This window comes from Rhizobium sp. Root149 (genome assembly GCF_001427345.1).
Classification (GTDB): Bacteria; Pseudomonadota; Alphaproteobacteria; order Rhizobiales; family Rhizobiaceae; genus Neorhizobium; species Neorhizobium rhizoryzae.
In genome coordinates this window covers 757,194-774,205 of sequence record NZ_LMGD01000001.1, presented here as the reverse complement: position 1 = coordinate 774,205, position 17,012 = coordinate 757,194, and the positions used below count along the sequence as shown (strand labels likewise).

The following is a 17,012-nucleotide window of genomic DNA, read 5'->3' as shown; positions in this document are numbered from 1 at the left end:
GTAAAATCGGCCACCCACTTCTGGTTCGGTCTTGCTGCCGCGAAGTGTCGGTCTAGCACATTCGGCATGATGACCGCGCGCTCGCCGTCGTCTTTCGGCAAGCCACGCCGCCTCGGCCTTGCTCTCAATGCATTGTCGCGCATGAGACGCTCGACGCGATGCAGACCACAGGAGAGGCCTTCGGCGAGGAGGTCGTGCCAGACACGCCGTGCGCCGTAGGTGCGGTCGCTATCCTTGAAGCTGTCCTTGATCTTGTCGAGCAGAGCCTCGTCATACCGGGCGTGCTGGCTCGGAGAGCGGTTTAACCAGGCATGAAAGCCGGAACGCGATACACCCAGCGCTTCGCAGAGCCATGCCACCGGCCAGATCGAACGGTGCTTTGCAATGAACGCGAACTTCATATCACGTCCTTCGCAAAGTAGGCGGCGGCCTTCCTAAGAAACACAGTCCCTAGGCGTGATGGGTGCCAGCTCGTAGCCCATGGAACGGGCGCGGCGCTGGAGGTTCGCAATGACGCGGCCACGATGCCGTTCATCGTAGGCCGCAGCGCCTGGATCGCGGTAGGCCATCCCAACTCGCAGGGTATTGTAGAAAAGCACGGCAATCTTTCGAGCCGTCGCCGTCACTGCTTTTTGCTTTCCGATGCGCCCCGCCAGCCGTCGGTAAAACGCACCGGGCGGTGTCACTTCGCCCGATTGTGGTGGCAGCTAACCGCAACAGCGCCGCCGCTCGACTAGAGGACCGACGGGTCCGGGACGAAAGCACTTTGCCGCCGGAGATCTTGTTGCCAGGTGCGAGGCATAGCCATGATGTGAAGTGCTTGGCCGAGGGCCACGCCCTCAGATCCGTGCCGCACTCGCCGATGAGCTTTAGCGCGAGCGAGGAGCCCAGGCCGTGAATCTGGGTCAAATCTGTCCGGGTGAGACCGTAGAGTGCAGCTCGTACATCGAAGGACGGTGCATTCGTCTGTTTGGTCTTCGTCCGTACCTTTGGTAACGGCGGGAGCGGCGCTTCAGGGTCCACGGTCATAGACGCAATTGACGCCTCAAGCTTGCGGTCGCATTCGATNTTTGGTCTTCGTCCGTACCTTTGGTAACGGCGGGAGCGGCGCTTCAGGGTCCACGGTCATAGACGCAATTGACGCCTCAAGCTTGCGGTCGCATTCGAKCATCTTCGCCTGGTAGAAGTCGTAAAGCTCCAGTGACTGGGAAAGGGCAAACACATGCTCATCACGATCGTTGCCAATCAGGGATGCTCTGATTGTTTCGACCGACGAGTGGCAACGAACATCACGCAATGAAGCCAGAACGTCGGGATCGCGCTCGCCGGAGACGATCGCACGGATGATCTTCATGCCCGTTACGCCGGTGATGTCGGAGACAACATGATGGAGCTGTAGGTTCATCTCCATCAAAGCCTTCTGCATATGCTGGATATGAGCTGCCGCATACTCGACCAGCCGTTCTCGCTGGCGCAGGTAAGCACGCAGAGTTGCGACCTGTGCATTCGGCCGAAAGCTGCCGCGCAGCAAGCCATAGGAATGCAACTGGCGAAGCCATGCCGCGTCGCTGACGTCCGTCTTCCTGCCAGGGACGTTCTTCGCATAACAGGTAAGTTCCGACCTGCACGAATGGCGNGGCCGAAAGCTGCCGCGCAGCAAGCCATAGGAATGCAACTGGCGAAGCCATGCCGCGTCGCTGACGTCCGTCTTCCTGCCAGGGACGTTCTTCGCATAACGCGCATTGACCAGGATCACCTCGAAGCCGTGCTGCTCCAGAATCTCGTAAGCCGGTATCCAGTAGACGCCGGTCGACTCCATCGCCACGCTGGTGACACCGCAGGATCTGAACCAGGCGGCAAGATCATGCAAATCGTGGGTGAAGGTNGCCGGTATCCAGTAGACGCCGGTCGACTCCATCGCCACGCTGGTGACACCGCAGGATCTGAACCAGGCGGCAAGATCATGCAAATCGTGGGTGAAGGTCCCGAATGAGCGGATTGGCATCTCGGCACAATCCGGATTTACCGCGGCCATATGCATCGTAGACCCGATGTCGATGGCTGCCGCTCCGGCGTTCATGCGGGTGAGGTTCTGCGGCATGGATGAACTTGTCTTTGGCATGGCTTCTCCTCCTCTGGATCGGGAGGGGCTGGGCCGAGCAAGTTGGTCAATTTCCTAACCGGGATCGCCGCCGAAACAGCGTCACCACTCTCAAGTCCGCAACAGCCCATGTGCCACGTTTTTTAACGGGGTCGATCGCCTCCAATAAGCAGTCGGCAACTCCCCNTCAATTCGGAATGTTGACTTCGTTGTAAGCTGTGGTTATTTCCTAACCGGGATCGCCGCCGAAACAGCGTCACCACTCTCAAGTCCGCAACAGCCCATGTGCCACGTTTTTTAACGGGGTCGATCGCCTCCAATAAGCAGTCGGCAACTCCCCTCCGGCGGCCAGCGTAGCACAAACCAGTTTCTACCGCGCACAGGCGGACCGGAGCCCGTGATCGTTTTTTAAGATGTCACGCTCCGCCTTCAGCTTGGCCACTTCTTTCCGAAGCCTCTCGATCTCAAGCTGCTCAGGCTTCATCTGTCCCTGACCAGGAAACGCCTGTGCTGGGTCCGAACCATATTCCCTGACCCACTTGCGCAGGACATTCTCNNNCTCGATCTCAAGCTGCTCAGGCTTCATCTGTCCCTGACCAGGAAACGCCTGTGCTGGGTCCGAACCATATTCCCTGACCCACTTGCGCAGGACATTCTCATGAACATCCAGATCGCGGGATGCCTGCGCAACGCCGACCCCACGCTCTCGAACCAATCTCACCGCCTCAAGCTTGTACTCGCGGCTGAACTTCCTTCGTTGCATTCATGCNTCGCGGGATGCCTGCGCAACGCCGACCCCACGCTCTCGAACCAATCTCACCGCCTCAAGCTTGTACTCGCGGCTGAACTTCCTTCGTTGCATTCATGCGCTCCAGTTTCATTGGAAACACCTTAACTCGGTGTCCACGAAACCGGCAGCAGGCCAGATTGACAGGTTGAAAAGTCGCTTCGAGGCGAAGAACCTTGTGCATCTGGTGGCGAAGCTAGTCGCCACCCAGATTGAGCGTAGGGAAAAAGGCAGCGGCTGAGATTTACTTGGTCGCTTTCTGAATGGCGGCAGCCCGCGCCTTCAGGGCTTCCATGGAGAGGCCAGTGCTTGCCGCTGCAACATTGTAAAGCGCGGTCGTGATGTCCTTTGTTTTGAAGGCCACGCCGTTGTATCCGAGGCGCTTGTCGAAACCCAGCGCGTTCCCGTCTCGATCCATGATCAGGTGAAGGCCGAAAAACATTTGGTCGAAATCGCGGCTGCGTGGCTTACAGAAGTTCGCACCTGCGACATCCGTGTTGAGGTCGCCATCAAAGTTGGCGATGAATATCTGAGTGACCGCGAAATGGTCTTGATTACGGCCGGTTACGATTTCTCCGAATTTGCATGTGCCGAGATAGGGGACATGCGGTAGAATGGAGGAGCGGATAGCTTTTCGCATTCGATGCCCGGCTGGAAGCTTCGACGTGAACAGATCGCTGGCGTCGTCACCGAGAATAGAAAGATTTTCTTTAGTCGCCGCGATGACTTCGGCCACGGCCATATCTCCGGTGATCTGGCGGAACTTTTTGGCAGAGGTCGCCATAGGTTCCGGTTCGCCGGGATCGCCATGGAACCATCGCGTGTAGCGTGCGCTGGCCACCTGAGCCTCTGTGGAGGCCGATGCCACGGAGAAAGCGATCTTCTTCACGTCTTCGCCAAAGCGATTGCCATACTGAAGCTTCGATGCTGAATTCATGTTTCCCCTCATTACTTGCCGTGCCGCGAATGTATGAGAGATTCGTTAACACGGTGACCGCATTGACTCCGTAGTTTTCCCCTCGATTCATTTTCTCCGTGCTGTTCTCGAAAGGCTGAATCCACCCAAAAAATTCCGTGTTTGTTCAAAATGTGTGGGCCAGAGAAGGCCTTAACGCGCGTTCGGCACGGTCGCATGTAAAGATATGCTGGGATTCGACCTCAAAACCTTGTTCCGGGAGGCGTGGTATCCGCTCTGCATTTGCGCTGGTCCCGGTCTTCCCACATGCTTTGAGAGGCAGACGGCAACGGAGTATCAGGCCACATGTCGGTAATCAACGAGCGGAGTGAATACGTTTATAAAAGTGCGGCCTAGCTGGCGGAGAGCGTATTGGTCGAAGCCTGCGAGAGGCACAAGCCCACCAACCAGATCACACAGGCTGCGCGGGAGTGGCATCGCACACACGAACTTCTAGCGCTTTCGAAACGGAGGCGGGAAAAGGCTCGTCTGGGTGCGGCCGCCTATGGCCGAAATGAAGTGCCGTAGGGCATGCTCGGATGAGATGCGCCGCGCTCTGGCCGACTGACAGAGGCATCGTCGGGACAATGACCTGGCGGGCCGTCGCCAACGAACAATCAAGATGTCTTAACCCTGACCAGGTTCCGTTTGGCCACGAACGGAGGGATTGAAGTTCATCACGGCGGACCTCGCATGTCACAGCATCGGCGTTTGAACAGCTAACGGGTCCCCAGCTAACTTTCTGGGCGTCGTCGAACTCGACGGATAGCCCAAGAAAATACGGTAGAGATCGCTTAGCTTATTGAGAAGACGCTACTTTTTTGTGCGCGAGCCGATGACCAGTTCAGGTAAAAAAATAGGGTCAAAATGAGTTCCCTGGGTGGCCTGGATTCTCATATGATTTCAATGGGTTAATGAAAAAGCCTTGAAATTCCCTCTGTTTTCCAATCGCAAGCAACCATGGATGCCACCGTTGTGCCCTGGCTTTGGATATCCGTCAATAGGGCGCCAGAGCGGCAATAATTTCCGCTCTCAGACCTTGACTTTGCAGTCTCGCCGCGATGAAGCGCACGGCAGCATTTTTGCCGTCACTGCAGACGTTGAGTCGTGAGTTTTTCGAGCGCAGCAACTTTGATTTGACCTTGCGGAGGAACGAGATCTAAGCCGCCGAGCCTGTCGTGGTTACGACGGGCTCGGCTCGCGATTACATCCCCTTACGACTGCGGCTCCTCATCACTCGAGCCGCCCCTGATAATCTCCCTGATCTCGCCGAGATATGCCGATGGAGAGAGAGCCAAGTGCACGTCGCCGAGCTCGACACTGTGTAGGGCATGCCGCATTGTTTCAACGAATGGCGTTCCGCGCGTGGCTGTTTCCTGGGCGGCCTCGTAGAGAAGATGATGGGCCCTGTGGCGCCCGATCATTGGAGATAGCTGCATCATGGCCGCTTCAGACATGATCAACCCTTGTGTGAGCTCAAGATTACGGGCCATGGCCGCCTCGTTCACCTGGAGACTGCCGAGCACGCGTTCTGCGGCTTCGGCGATCGATGCAGCCAGGATCGCCATCTCGCTTACGACTATGTCGGACACGTTGGTGGCCGATGAATCACCTTCGTCCATGCGAACCATGCTTGACAGGATGAGCGGCACGCGTGCCTTCAAAAGGCGGCAGAGGCTCACCAGAACGAGGGCTGCCGAGGGGTTTCGCTTCTGGGCCATGGTCGAGCTGCCAACCTTGCCCATGTGGAAGGCTTCTTCCACTTCACCTATTTCTGTCCTCTGCATGAAGACGATGTCGCCAGCGATCTTCTGTAGCGTGCCAGCCAAGAGGGCAAAGCCGCCAAGATAATCTGCCACCCGATCAAAGGACGAGCGCACCGGCAGCCTTGCAGGCGCAAGGCCAAGCAGGCTGGCGGCCGCTTCTTCCACGGCCCGACCCTTGCCGCCCATGGCCGCGAACGTCCCAATGGCTCCGCCGAAGTATGTGAGGAAGGCGCCATCTGCCCTTGCTTGAAGGCGCTCCCTTCCGCGGCGCAGTTCGGCATACCAAGCAGCGGCTTTGAAGCCGAACGTCATTGGCAAGGCGTGCTGTCCATGAGTGCGACCAGCTTGCAGGGTCGCCTTATGCTGATCGGCAAGCCGGCTGGCATGATCCTCGCACCGCTGCACTACGTCGGTTAGATGCGCATGGGTTTGCTTCAACTGAAGAGCAATTGCTGTGTCGAAGATGTTCTGGGTGGTGGCGCCCCAGTGCACGTAGCCAGCCGCCGGCTCGCCGCAGCGTTCTTCCAATTGCTTGAGCACGGGCACAAAGGGATGTTGCGCGAAGGCAATTTCGCGACTGAGGCGTTCGTGATCGAAACCTTCGGCGCGGCAGCAGCTTGCGATCCGGTCTGCGGCGTCCTGCGGGATCATCTGGAGCTCTGCCTGGGCGCGTGCCAGCGCCGCCTCCACATCCAGCCATGCCTGCAGGGTCGCGTCGTCCGACCAGATGCGGATCGCGGTCGGGCTAAACCAGTGCCGGGTGATAAAGGACGTGAACATGCCGATGGTCATGCGGTAACCTCAGTCAATCTTTGAACGAAAAAAGCCGCGGCGCCACGAAAATCGCAACGCCGCGATACCAATGATTTATTCCGAAACGATCTTTGCGCTGTCGATGACACCCTTGTAGGTGGCGGCCTGCTGCCCGACGAAAGTCTTGAAGGTAGCAGAGGCAAGCGGTGCTGCGGTGAAGCCCACGTCGGCATAGCGCTTCTGCACGGTCGGCGTCGCCAGGGCTTCCGCAATCGCCTTATCCAGCGCAGTGACAAAGTCCGGCTTTGACCCGGCCTTGGCAAACACGCCCTGCCACAACGGCAGTGACAGGCCGTTTAGCCCCGGCAGCTCGGACAGCGTCGGCACGTCCGGAAGCTGCGCGGCACGCTCGGTTCCCGAAACGGCCAGCACCCGGATCTTGCCTTCCTTGGCAAGCGGCAAGGCCGTAGATAGCGTGAGAACCGCGGAATCCAGAACGCCGGCGAGGAGATCATTGGTCACCTGCGCGCCGCCGCGATAAGGCGCGTGCAGCATTTTAACGCCCGCACGTTGGGCAATGATCTCGCCCAGCAAATGCTGTGCAGAGCCTATTCCGGGAGAACCGTAGCTGACGCTTTCCGGTGCTGCCTTTGCGGCGGCGATGAGCGCTGCCATGTCCTTGTGTTCGGACTGGGCCGGCACAACCATCGCCATGGAGGTCGTTGTCGTGCGGCCAATCGCGATCGTATCCGCCTCCCAATTAATCTTTACTTTGGCGTTGGTCATAGGCACTGCCACCGTGTCGAAGCCGCCATAGTAGATGGTGTTGCCGTCGGCTGCTCCATTGACCAGTTTCTGCAGTGCGATCATGCCGCTGGCGCCGGTCGCATTTTCGACGATGACGGTGCGGCCAATGCGGGCGGAGATCTCCGGCGCAATGATGCGCGCAGCTAGGTCTGCGCTGCCGCCAGCCGAATAGCCGACCAGCAATGTCAGCGGAGCATCCGACTGCGCCAGAGCTACTGGCGCGGCAACTGGAACAATGACCCCAAGTGCCAACGCCAGACCCGCCAAAGTATATCCAATCCTGCGAAACATTTGAAATCCTCCTCCATGTGATACATATTGTATTAAATCAGCCTAGTGCTGGTTTCCAGTATTTGTTAGATTTTACATGTGGAGTAGGCAATGCAAATTCGATCATGAGAAAGAAATACATTCTTGATGATACAATTTGTATTGTGATAGGAGGCTGGTATGGAGAAGATCGAGAAACTGCAGGACTATCTGAAATCGCTTGCTACGACGGCTCAGCCGGGAGATCGTCTGCCGACGGTTCGCAGCCTTATGCGCGATTTCAAGATATCGCAGCCTGGGGTGCAGCGTGCGCTTCAGGCTCTGAAAGAAGAAGGGCTCGTCGATGCGCAGGTCGGGCGTGGCACCTTTTTCGTCGGAAGCAGCGCTAATCCCTCTGCGGCAGGCACGCGCATCCTGCCACAAAAGGGGCGCAGCGTCATTCTGCTGCGCCGACCAAGCGCCACGCAACGGGCCCGTTTCGTTATGGATCGGCTACAAGCCATGGTGACAGATGGTGGCGATATGACGCTCGAGGTCGGCTATTCCAATGCCGATCATGCCCGCCGCGTGCTGCAGTCGCTGCCGCGATTTGATGCCTGCGTCATCCAGAACTCTTTCGAGCAGATGCCGGTCGAGATGCTGGCATCGCTCCGCCGCAAATCGGACAATGTCATCGTCGACGGCGCATGGCTGGTCGGCACGGATGTCGATGCCGTGGGCTTCGAATGGGGTAGGCCGGTCGAACGGGCGGTCCGCCTGCTGGCGACAAGCGGGCATCAGGATATCCATTATATCACGACGGCGAACTCCTTTCTTGCCAATGAACTCGGTCTGCATCGCTACCGCCAGATTCGGGAGGAGGCCCCGTACGCCACGCTGCTGCATGAGCCCGACCTGCTGCCTTCCCTGCCATCGCGCGAGTTCGAACTGGCCGTGCTGGAGCGGCTGGCAGCCATCGCCCGCGAGCCTGGAGAAAAACGGCGGGGCGTGCTCGTCTGGGGCATCGAGAGCGGCCAACGACTTCGAGCAGGCCTGCATGCGCGCGGCATTCGAGTGCCGGAGGATATCTCGATCGTCCTTCTAGGCCGCAGCGACGTGGAGGCTGAGCGAGAAGGCTTCTTTCACCTGATTGGCTACAGCGCCCAGGAACAGGCCGAGGCGCTTTATGCGCGGCTGAAAAGCCGATGGAGCGATCCGCACGCGCCCTACGGACTTTCATTGATCACCATGCACGAGGTCGAGGGGCACTCGGTGCTTCTGGCGCCATCTAGCGCCCCGGATGGCCCGCCGAGCCAGGCCAAGGATAAACCGGGAGGATAGTATGACACTGAGAATAAAATCGACCAAAGAGTTTGGCAGTGCACTGCTCTATGGAGCGCTGGGCATAGCCGGTTTCGTAATCGCAACCGATTATGGTTTCGGCACGGCCGGCCGCATGGGGCCTGGATATTTTCCGAGGATCATTTCCGGTCTGCTAATCCTGGTTGCTCTCGTATCACTGCTGCGAAGCTTCCGTCTGGATGGGGAGCCAGTTGGCCCTGTCAACTGGAAAGGGCTGCTGCTGGTCACGGCATCGGTATGCTTGTTCGGCCTCTTGCTGACAGGAGCAGGGTTGCCAGTGGCGCTGACCGTGCTTCTGTTGGTGTCCGCCCTTGCAAGCGATCATTTTGCCCTTTCGGTACGCTCGCTTGCCGCTCTCGTGGCGCTTGTTGCGGTTTGCACGCTGGTTTTCGTCAAGGGTCTGGGAGTGCCCATGCCGCTGACCGGAAGTTGGCTTTCGCTTCTGTTCGCTTCCTGAGGACCATCCAATGGATATGCTGTCAAATCTCTGGATGGGGCTCACGGTTGCCTCGTCGATCACCAATCTCGGTTATTGCCTGCTCGGCGTCTTTCTCGGCACCGCCATCGGCGTGCTGCCGGGCCTCGGCCCGGTCGCAACAATTGCGATGCTCTTGCCGCTGACCTTCGGCCTTCCCCCGGAAACGGCACTCATCATGCTGGCGGGCATTTATTACGGTGCCCAGTATGGGGGCTCCACAACTGCTATTCTTGTCAATTTGCCTGGTGAACCGTCTTCCGTGGTGACCGCGCTCGACGGACATCAGATGGCCCGTCAGGGCCAAGCGGGTCGGGCGCTTTCGACTGCGGCCATCGGCTCGTTTATCGCCGGAACGATCTCGACGCTGCTTATTGCGCTCTTTGCACCCGCCCTGGCGGTCGTGGCGCTACAGTTCGGGCCAGCAGAATACTTCGCCCTGATGGTACTTGGCCTGATTGCCTCTATTGTTATGGCATCCGGTTCGCTGTTGCAGGCCTTCGGCATGATCTTGACGGGATTGCTGCTCGGCATGGTCGGAACGGACGTCAACTCTGCCGTTCCGCGTTTCACTTTCGATGTGCCCATGCTCTCCGATGGTATCAATTTCGTCGTCCTCGCCATGGGCATCTTCGGACTGGGCGAGATTGTTGCCAATCTGGAGGCGGAGGGGGAGCGTACACTGCTTACCCGTAAGGTAACCGGCCTCATGCCGACACACGAGGACTGGCGCCGAATCATTGGCCCGATTTTTCGTGGCACGGCGCTGGGTTCGGTGCTCGGCATCCTTCCCGGCGGTGGAGCAGCACTCGCTTCGTTTGGCTCCTATTCGCTGGAGAAGCGCCTCTCGAAGGAGCCGGAGCGTTTCGGCAAGGGAGCAATTGAAGGGGTGGCGGGGCCGGAATCGGCCAACAATGCCGGTGCACAAACGTCGTTCATCCCGATGCTGACCCTCGGCCTGCCATCGAATTCGGTGATGGCGCTGATGATAGGCGCCATGCTCATCCAGGGCATTCAGCCGGGGCCTTCGGTAATGACGGAGCAGCCGACGCTATTCTGGGGGCTGATCGCTTCGATGTGGATTGGCAATCTGATGCTGCTCGTGCTCAACCTGCCGCTCATCGGCCTCTGGGTGCGCATGATCGCCATTCCATATCACTTCCTGTTCCCCACCATCATCGCTCTGTGTGCCATCGGCGTCTTCAGCGTCAACAACAGCCTGTTCGATGTCTATGCCATGGCGCTGTTTGGCGCGGTAGGCTACCTCTTCCGCAAGCTGGACGTCGAGCCGGCGCCGATGCTGCTCGCCTTTATCCTCGGGCCCATGATGGAAGAATTCCTGCGACGCACGCTTCTTTTCTCCAAGGGTGACCCGAGCGTACTCTTCACCCGGCCGCTGAGCGCGAGCCTTCTCGTGATTGCGGCAATCATGTTGCTGCTGGTTGTTCTGCCGTCGGTCAGGAAGAGGCGGGAGGAGGCGTTCCAAGAGGGATGATGTAGGAAGGAAGAAGCGGTGACCGTGGCAAATCCTTGATACATTCACATGGATACGCACAGGTGCCGCGATACGGGCGTACTCTTCTGCCGCGGGTCTCATCCGCCTTTACAGCTTCAGCGCGATGTCAACTTCATCAGCTAGACAGATGGAAGTGGATTGTCGCGTTGCGGCCCCTCGCGGAAACAATTTCCGATTTGCGCCCTCAAGTCGGTCATATAGTACATTCTGACATGAACCTAAAAGCAGTTGTTCGCCGCTAAAGCGTTCGTTCAGCCAAAATCGGCAACTCAAGGATAAATGTGCTTCCTAGACCCGGACCACGGCTACTGACGGAGACATCACCGCCGTGCAACTCCATAAGCTGCTTGACGAGCGCAAGTCCGATTCCCAGCCCTTCATGCGCATGGTCCCGATGTTTCTCGACTTGTTCGAACATCTTAAAGATAGACTTTGAATCTTCTGGAGTGAGTCCCAGTCCATTGTCGGCAACACTTACGCGATAGGCATTTGTATGAGACTCTAGCACAACTTTGATCTGACCACCCGCTGGCGTGTATTTAGCAGCATTGTTCAGAAGGTTTGAAACACACTGCGTCAGCCGCACTTTGTCGGCAATTATGGTGCAGGGCTGCTCCGGAACGTTGATGCTCACAGCATGGTCTTGTTCCTCAAAAGCCTGTCTCGTCATCTCTACCGAAGTGGTGATCACCTCCTTCAGGTCGAATTCAGACATCACTAAGCTGATTTTGCCCTGCGTTATCCGGGACACGTCAAGCAGATCATCAACAAGCCTGACGATATGGTCCATCTGTTGCTGCATCAGGCTTTGGATCTGCTCCATCTTGGCAGCATCGGGTTTTCTCGCAAGCAACTTCAAGCCGCCGTTAAGTGCAGCGAGTGGATTACGCAACTCGTGCCCAAGCACGCTGATAAACTCGTTTTTGCGAGTATCAGCCATCTTAAGTGCCTGTGTCTGCTCTTCGAGCCTATCCCGTTGTTCCGCAATCATTCGTCGCTGCCGATACAATTCGGCAAAGGTCTCTGCCTTGCTGCGCAGGATATTTGGCTCGATCGGCTTCTGGATGAAATCGACGGCACCCGCTTCATAACCTTGAAATCGCCGTTCGGCAGAGTGGGAACCCGCAGTTACAAAGATGATTGGCACTCGCTTTGTTCGTTCATTGCCGCGCATCAGTTCGGCGAGCTCAAAGCCGTTCAGCCCAGGCATCTGAACATCAATGAGTGCAAGGGCCACATCATGTTTCAGCAGGAGTTCGAGCGCTTCATCACCCGATCTCGCCTTCAACAGTCTCAGGTCGTCACGATGGAGAAGCGCCTCCAGAGACAACAGGTTCTCTGGAAGGTCGTCCACGAGAAGGAAGGTGACATCGGTCTTCATTTTAGATGTTCTGCAAAAAGGTCGAAATATTCGACAAGTTGAGAATATTGGCGCTGGGGCATGCGCGCATGGCAGCCTCAGGCATAGCTTGGGCATAAGCCTCGGATGGATTCTGGATGACTGCTGTGCCTCCAGAGCGCATGACGGCCGCGAGCCCGCGAGCCCCATCATGATTGGCACCTGTCAGGATTACGGCCGTCAGTTGCGGTCCCCACACCTCGGCCGCGCTCTCAAATGCCACGTCGATCGAAGGCCGGGAGAACAGGACCTCTTCATCGCTGGACAATGCGATATGCGCTCGCCCCTCAAGCAGGAGATGATAGTCAGGAGGAGCGAAGTAGATGGTTCCCGCCTCGACTGGTTCCTTGTCCTCCGCCTCAATCGCGCGAAGTTGACATTTGAGATCGAAGATCGCAGCCAGGACACTGCGTTTCTTAGGCGGCAAGTGCACAATAACAAAAATAGGGTAAGGGAACGTCGCAGGCAGGCGCGGCAATATTGCCGACAGGGCTTCAAGCGCGCCGGCAGAGGCGCCAATTATGACTGCCCCCTTTGGATCGTCTTTCATGAGCCGATCCTTTGATAGATTTTCTCCTCACGGACGAATTCCCGGAAGCTATCGGCATGCGCTGAAAAGCGAAGCGTTTCCTTTGATCCTAAGCCCAAGAAACCATTGCGTGGCAAAGCCTCGCGAAACAGGCCGACGGCTCTGTCCTGTAAGTTCCGGTCGAAATAGATCATGACATTGCGACAGGAGACAAGCTGCATCTCCCCAAAAACCTGGTCCGTCACAAGGCTGTGGTCTGAAAAAACGACGTTGCGCCGCAGGCTTTTGTCCAGAATGCAGCGATTGTAGCCCGTCGTATAATAGTTAGATAAGGACCCCTTGCCGCCGGATTCTCGGTGGTTCTCGGTGAACAATCTGACCCGCTCGATGTCGTAAACGCCAGCCTCAGCCTGCGAGAGCGCATCTGGATTAATATCCGTTGCATAAAAAAGGGTGCGATCCTCCAGCCCCTCTTCACGAAACATGATGACGAAGGAATAGAGCTCCTCGCCTGAGCTGCAGCCAGCAATCCAGATCTTCAAGGAAGGGTAGGTGCGCAGATGCGGGATCACCTTTTCACGCATAGCCGCGAAATAGGAGGGATCCCTAAACATCTCGCTGACTTGAACCGTCAGATAGCGCAGCATGTCGGCCAGCATGTCCGGATGGTGCAGAACGCGTTCCTGCATTGCCGAGATTGTCGCAAAACCCAACTGTTCGCGCGCCTGACGCAACCGTCGACGGATTGACGACATGGCGTAGCTGCGAAAATCATAATGGTAGCGATGATAGAGCGCCTCCAGCAGCAGCCGGATCTCGATGTCCTCGACCGTTTCGAATATCTCCGTCATTGCGGCATCCATACGCGCACGAGTGACAGCAGCTTTTCGACGTCGAGTGGCTTGGCCATATAGTCGTTGGCACCGGCTTCAATACAGCGCTTCTGATCGTCAGGCATCGCCTTTGCGGTCAAGGTGATGATCGGTAGTTTCTGCCACGCTGAGTTCTTACGGATGTGGCGTGTGGCGGTGAGGCCATCCATGACGGGCATCATCACATCCATCAGCACGAGATCGATCTTGGCTTCCGGCTTGTTCCGCGATTGCTCCAGCTTGTCGAGTGCCTCCTCACCGTTTCGGGCGATCTCGACCAGCACGCCCCGCGGCTCAAGGATATTGGTCAGCGCATAAACGTTTCGCACGTCGTCTTCGACGATCAGGATACGGCGACCTTCCAAGAGTTCATCGCGATTGCGCGCCTTGCGGATCATCTGTTGCTGCTCATCCGGTAGTTCGGAGACGACCTGGTGCAGGAAGAGGGTCACTTCGTCGAGCAAGCGTTCGGGGGATTTTGCGCCCTTGATGATGATCGACTTCGAGTAGCGGCGCAGCCTCTGTTCCTCTTCTGACGAAAGAACGCGTCCCGTGTATACGATGACAGGTGGGAAGGAGTGCATGCCTTCCTGGCTGAGCGTCTCCAGGAGTGCGAAGCCCGATGCATCCGGCAAAGACAGATCCAGCACCATGCAGTCAAAGGTCTTTTCGGCCAAGAGTGCTATACACTCGGCCGCTGTGCCAGCTCCCGCAGTTTCGACTTCGTGGGATGACAACAGCTTCGACAATGCCTCGCGCTGCACTGTATTGTCTTCAACGATTAACACACGCCGCAACGTCTGCTCGGCTTTTGCGCCAAGGGATTCGATCATGGACACCAAGCGATCGCGCTGAACCGGTTTCAAAGCATAGCCGACTGCACCGAGTGAAAGCGCGCGATCGGAGTAGTCCTCGGCAGAGAGTATATGGACCGGGATGTGGCGCGTTCTGACGTCGCGCTTGAGGCGATCGAGCACCGAAAGGCCTGACTGATCGGGAAGACCCACATCAAGAAGAACGGCGTTCGGCAGGAACTGATGAGCAAGCTCAAGCGCTTCTTGAGCCGTGCCAGCCACCAGTGCTTTGAACTTCAGCTCGCGCGCCAGATCGCGCAGTATGGTTGCAAAGGACTGGTCGTCCTCAACAATCAGGAGCTTTCGCTCTGTTGCCGCAACCTTTGCCCGGTCATCCTCAACGATGGTAATGGCCTTCGGCTCTGCTGGCGCGATCTCGGCAAAAGGCGCCGGAACTGGGGCCATTATCGGTTGAGATTGATAAACCGGCTCCTGCCGTGGTGCTTTTACGAGTGTGCTACCGAACTCGGCGGGGACGACGATGGTGAAGGTGCTTCCGGCACCGACCTTGCTTTCGAGCAGGAAGTGACCGCCGAGCAACCGCACCAATTCGCGTGAGATTGACAGGCCAAGGCCAGTGCCGCCGAATTTACGGCTGATTGTGCTGTCGGCCTGATGGAATGCCTCAAAAATTCTCTTCTGCTGTTCTTCGGCGATCCCAATGCCCGTATCCTTGACCGCAAAGGCGAGCTGATTGTCACCGTAGGGGCGAACGTCCAGCGAAACGCTACCTGACTCCGTAAACTTCAGCGCATTGGCGAGCAGGTTCTTGAGGATCTGCTCAAGGCGCTGCGGGTCGGTTTGGATCACTGCTGGGACGCCAGCTTCAACAGACGCTTTGAACTGAAGGCCCTTATTTGATGCGAGCGGCTCAAACATGTGCCGTAACCCGCTGAGCGTGCGCTCGATGGACACGGCCTCAGGGTGAATCTCCACATGCCCGGCCTCAATTTTTGAAAGGTCAAGGATATCGTTGATCAGGTTCAGGAGGTCATTGCCAGACGACTGGATCGTTTGAGCGAACTGCACCTGCTGCGCCGTGAGGTTACCTTCCGAATTGTCGGCAAGAAGCTTGGCAAGGATCAGCGAGGAATTGAGCGGCGTGCGCAGCTCATGCGACATGTTGGCCAGGAAATCGGATTTATAGCGGCTCGCAAGTTCGACTTCCTTAGCTTTGGCCTCAATCGCGTCTTTCGAACGCTCCAAGTCGTCTCGCTGCTGCTCCAGTTCCTCTGCCTGTTCTTCGAGCTGGGAATTGGTCTGTTCAAGTTCCGCCTGCTGCTGTTCCAGCCGCGCCTGTTGTTCGCGAAGTGCGCGTCCTTGTTCTTCCAGCTCCTCGTTCGAAACGCGTAGCTCCTCGCCTTGGACCTGCAGTTCTTCCGACTGGCGTTGAGTTTCTTCCAGCAGTGCCTGCAATCTTGCTCTGAACTCTGCAGACCTGATTGCGACGGCAATGATTTCCGATGCTTTTTCGAGAAGCGACAGGGTGTCATCGCTGACAGGCGACAGGAAACCGAGTTCAAAGACGCCTCGGATATCGCCTTCGACGATTGCCGGTCCCAAGGCGAGATAGCGCGGCTTGTGCTGCCCAAGGCCCGAGCCAAAACTGATATAGCCGTCAGGAACCTCCCCAACCGCGATCGGGCGGTGATCTTTCAGGACATGTCCAAAGAGGCTGTCATTCTCCCCAAAGCTCGTTGGAAGGTTTGCGCCAGACGGCACCCCGTGGACCGCCGTACGGTGAAACCGACCCCCATTCTCGACATAGATCGCTCCGGCGACCGCGCCGAGATAGTTTGTCAAAAAGCCGAGAACATTTTCGCCTAGCTTAGCAAGTGGTTGTTCGCCGGAGACAGCCGACCCCAGGCCCAGTTGGGCCTCCCTCAGCCACTGCTCTCGCTTTTGGGCCAGCGCAGTTTTCCTGAGCAGTGCTGATATAACCAATGTCAGAATAATACCTACGGCACCAGTCGCGACACCGCTTGCCCATGCAATCACAAATGCCCTGTCTCGTTGTTGCAGGTGCTCGCTACGCTCTTCCCCTGCCTCAAGCCGCATTTGCTGGACCGTGTCCCGAATGCCATCCATATCGCTGCGACCGCGGTCTGTCCTCAGTTGAGCCAATGCGGCGGACTGTCCTTCTTCCCGGTAGAGCCGAAGTGTCTCCCTCATGGTTTCCAGCTTGGAAACAGTAAAGGCTCGCAATTCGGACGGACCGCCACGCTCCCGCATTTCGGGTGTCGCTATTGATTCGAGCATCTCAATGCGGTTACCGACTTGAGACATCGCGCGATTGTAGGGACCTAGATATTCATCCCCCCCTGTAAGAAGATAGCCTCTTAGGCCCGTCTCTGCGTCCTGTATGTCAATCAGAAGCAGGTCGAGAGCAACAATTAACGAATGGGTTTGAGTAACCCGGGCGCTGTTGTCCCTGATGTTTTGAACAGTAAAGAAAGACAATGCTGAGCTTGCAACGAAAAACACGATCGCAGCCAACAGTCCGATCAAGGCGTTTCGCTCAAGGCCGAGCATTCGGCTACCTGTCAATACGGATGTCTTTCGGTGCATGTCGCGACTCTGAATGTTT

Annotated in this window: 13 protein-coding genes and 4 pseudogenes; 3 read left to right on the top strand and 14 right to left on the bottom strand. The window is 57.3% G+C overall.

The genetic code is table 11. From position 1 onward, the window contains the following. The 10 genes and pseudogenes from ASD54_RS03625 to ASD54_RS03600 form a co-directional block, all read right to left on the bottom strand. Positions 1–434, bottom strand: a pseudogene (locus ASD54_RS03625) (IS3 family transposase); the annotation flags it as partial. Continuing rightward, positions 435–626 (bottom strand): hypothetical protein, encoded by a 192-nt coding sequence (locus ASD54_RS27150; protein WP_162249523.1) that lies wholly within the window; start codon positions 624–626, stop codon positions 435–437. A gap of 127 nt (positions 627–753) precedes the next feature. After that, positions 754–1,029: pseudogene (locus ASD54_RS27145) on the bottom strand (transposase); the annotation flags it as partial. A 608-nt stretch (positions 1,030–1,637) separates the two neighbouring features. Then, positions 1,638–1,819: transposase (locus ASD54_RS27140; RefSeq protein ID WP_244484661.1), on the bottom strand; the 182-nt coding region annotated here is incomplete at its 3' end. A gap of 67 nt (positions 1,820–1,886) precedes the next feature. Next, positions 1,887–2,101 (bottom strand): annotated as a pseudogene (locus tag ASD54_RS27135) (IS110 family transposase); the annotation flags it as partial. Between the two features lie 406 nt (positions 2,102–2,507). After that, positions 2,508–2,657: pseudogene (locus ASD54_RS26430) on the bottom strand (transposase); the annotation flags it as partial. 3 nt (positions 2,658–2,660) lie between these two features. Then, the coding region (locus ASD54_RS26425) for a transposase (RefSeq protein WP_156379052.1) at positions 2,661–2,864 on the bottom strand (204 nt) is incomplete at its 3' end. 268 nt (positions 2,865–3,132) lie between these two features. Then, entirely contained in the window at positions 3,133–3,825 is a 693-nt protein-coding gene (locus tag ASD54_RS03610; RefSeq protein ID WP_062553183.1) for a DUF6656 family protein, read from the bottom strand. Positions 3,826–5,057: 1,232 nt separating this feature from the next. Beyond that, entirely contained in the window at positions 5,058–6,401 is a 1,344-nt protein-coding gene (locus ASD54_RS03605; RefSeq protein ID WP_062553182.1) for an adenylosuccinate lyase family protein, read from the bottom strand. A gap of 75 nt (positions 6,402–6,476) precedes the next feature. Continuing rightward, positions 6,477–7,460 carry a tripartite tricarboxylate transporter substrate binding protein gene (locus ASD54_RS03600; protein ID WP_062553181.1) on the bottom strand — a complete coding sequence of 328 codons (984 nt, stop codon included), beginning with the start codon at positions 7,458–7,460 and terminating at the stop codon, positions 6,477–6,479. 159 nt (positions 7,461–7,619) lie between these two features. On the opposite strand from ASD54_RS03600, the gene ASD54_RS03595 reads away from it, so the two are divergent. Genes ASD54_RS03595 through ASD54_RS03585 form a run of 3 tightly spaced genes read left to right on the top strand, consistent with a single transcriptional unit; the run spans position 7,620 to position 10,750 of the window. Beyond that, positions 7,620–8,759 carry a GntR family transcriptional regulator gene (locus ASD54_RS03595; protein ID WP_062553180.1) on the top strand — a complete coding sequence of 380 codons (1,140 nt, stop codon included), beginning with the start codon at positions 7,620–7,622 and terminating at the stop codon, positions 8,757–8,759. 1 nt (position 8,760) lies between these two features. Next, positions 8,761–9,237 carry a tripartite tricarboxylate transporter TctB family protein gene (locus ASD54_RS03590; protein ID WP_062553179.1) on the top strand — a complete coding sequence of 159 codons (477 nt, stop codon included), beginning with the start codon at positions 8,761–8,763 and terminating at the stop codon, positions 9,235–9,237. Positions 9,238–9,247: 10 nt separating this feature from the next. After that, the gene (locus tag ASD54_RS03585; protein ID WP_062553178.1) at positions 9,248–10,750 is read left to right on the top strand and encodes a tripartite tricarboxylate transporter permease; all 1,503 of its coding nucleotides are present in this window, start codon (positions 9,248–9,250) and stop codon (positions 10,748–10,750) included. A gap of 259 nt (positions 10,751–11,009) precedes the next feature. Here ASD54_RS03585 and ASD54_RS03580 read toward each other — a convergent pair whose 3' ends face one another. Genes ASD54_RS03580 through ASD54_RS03565 form a run of 4 tightly spaced genes read right to left on the bottom strand, consistent with a single transcriptional unit; the run spans position 11,010 to position 16,957 of the window. After that, on the bottom strand, positions 11,010–12,152 hold the full coding sequence (locus tag ASD54_RS03580) for a hybrid sensor histidine kinase/response regulator (RefSeq protein ID WP_062553177.1): 1,143 nt from the start codon (positions 12,150–12,152) through the stop codon (positions 11,010–11,012). Position 12,153: 1 nt separating this feature from the next. Then, complete coding sequence (locus ASD54_RS03575) at positions 12,154–12,720, bottom strand: chemotaxis protein CheB (RefSeq protein WP_062553176.1); 567 nt, start codon at positions 12,718–12,720, stop codon at positions 12,154–12,156. Then, positions 12,717–13,550 carry a CheR family methyltransferase gene (locus ASD54_RS03570; protein ID WP_156379038.1) on the bottom strand — a complete coding sequence of 278 codons (834 nt, stop codon included), beginning with the start codon at positions 13,548–13,550 and terminating at the stop codon, positions 12,717–12,719. The genes ASD54_RS03575 and ASD54_RS03570 overlap by 4 nt, the downstream gene beginning before the upstream one ends. Next, positions 13,547–16,957 (bottom strand): response regulator, encoded by a 3,411-nt coding sequence (locus ASD54_RS03565; protein ID WP_244484660.1) that lies wholly within the window; start codon positions 16,955–16,957, stop codon positions 13,547–13,549. Before ASD54_RS03565 ends, ASD54_RS03570 begins: the two co-directional genes overlap by 4 nt. Positions 16,958–17,012: the final 55 nt, after the last annotated feature.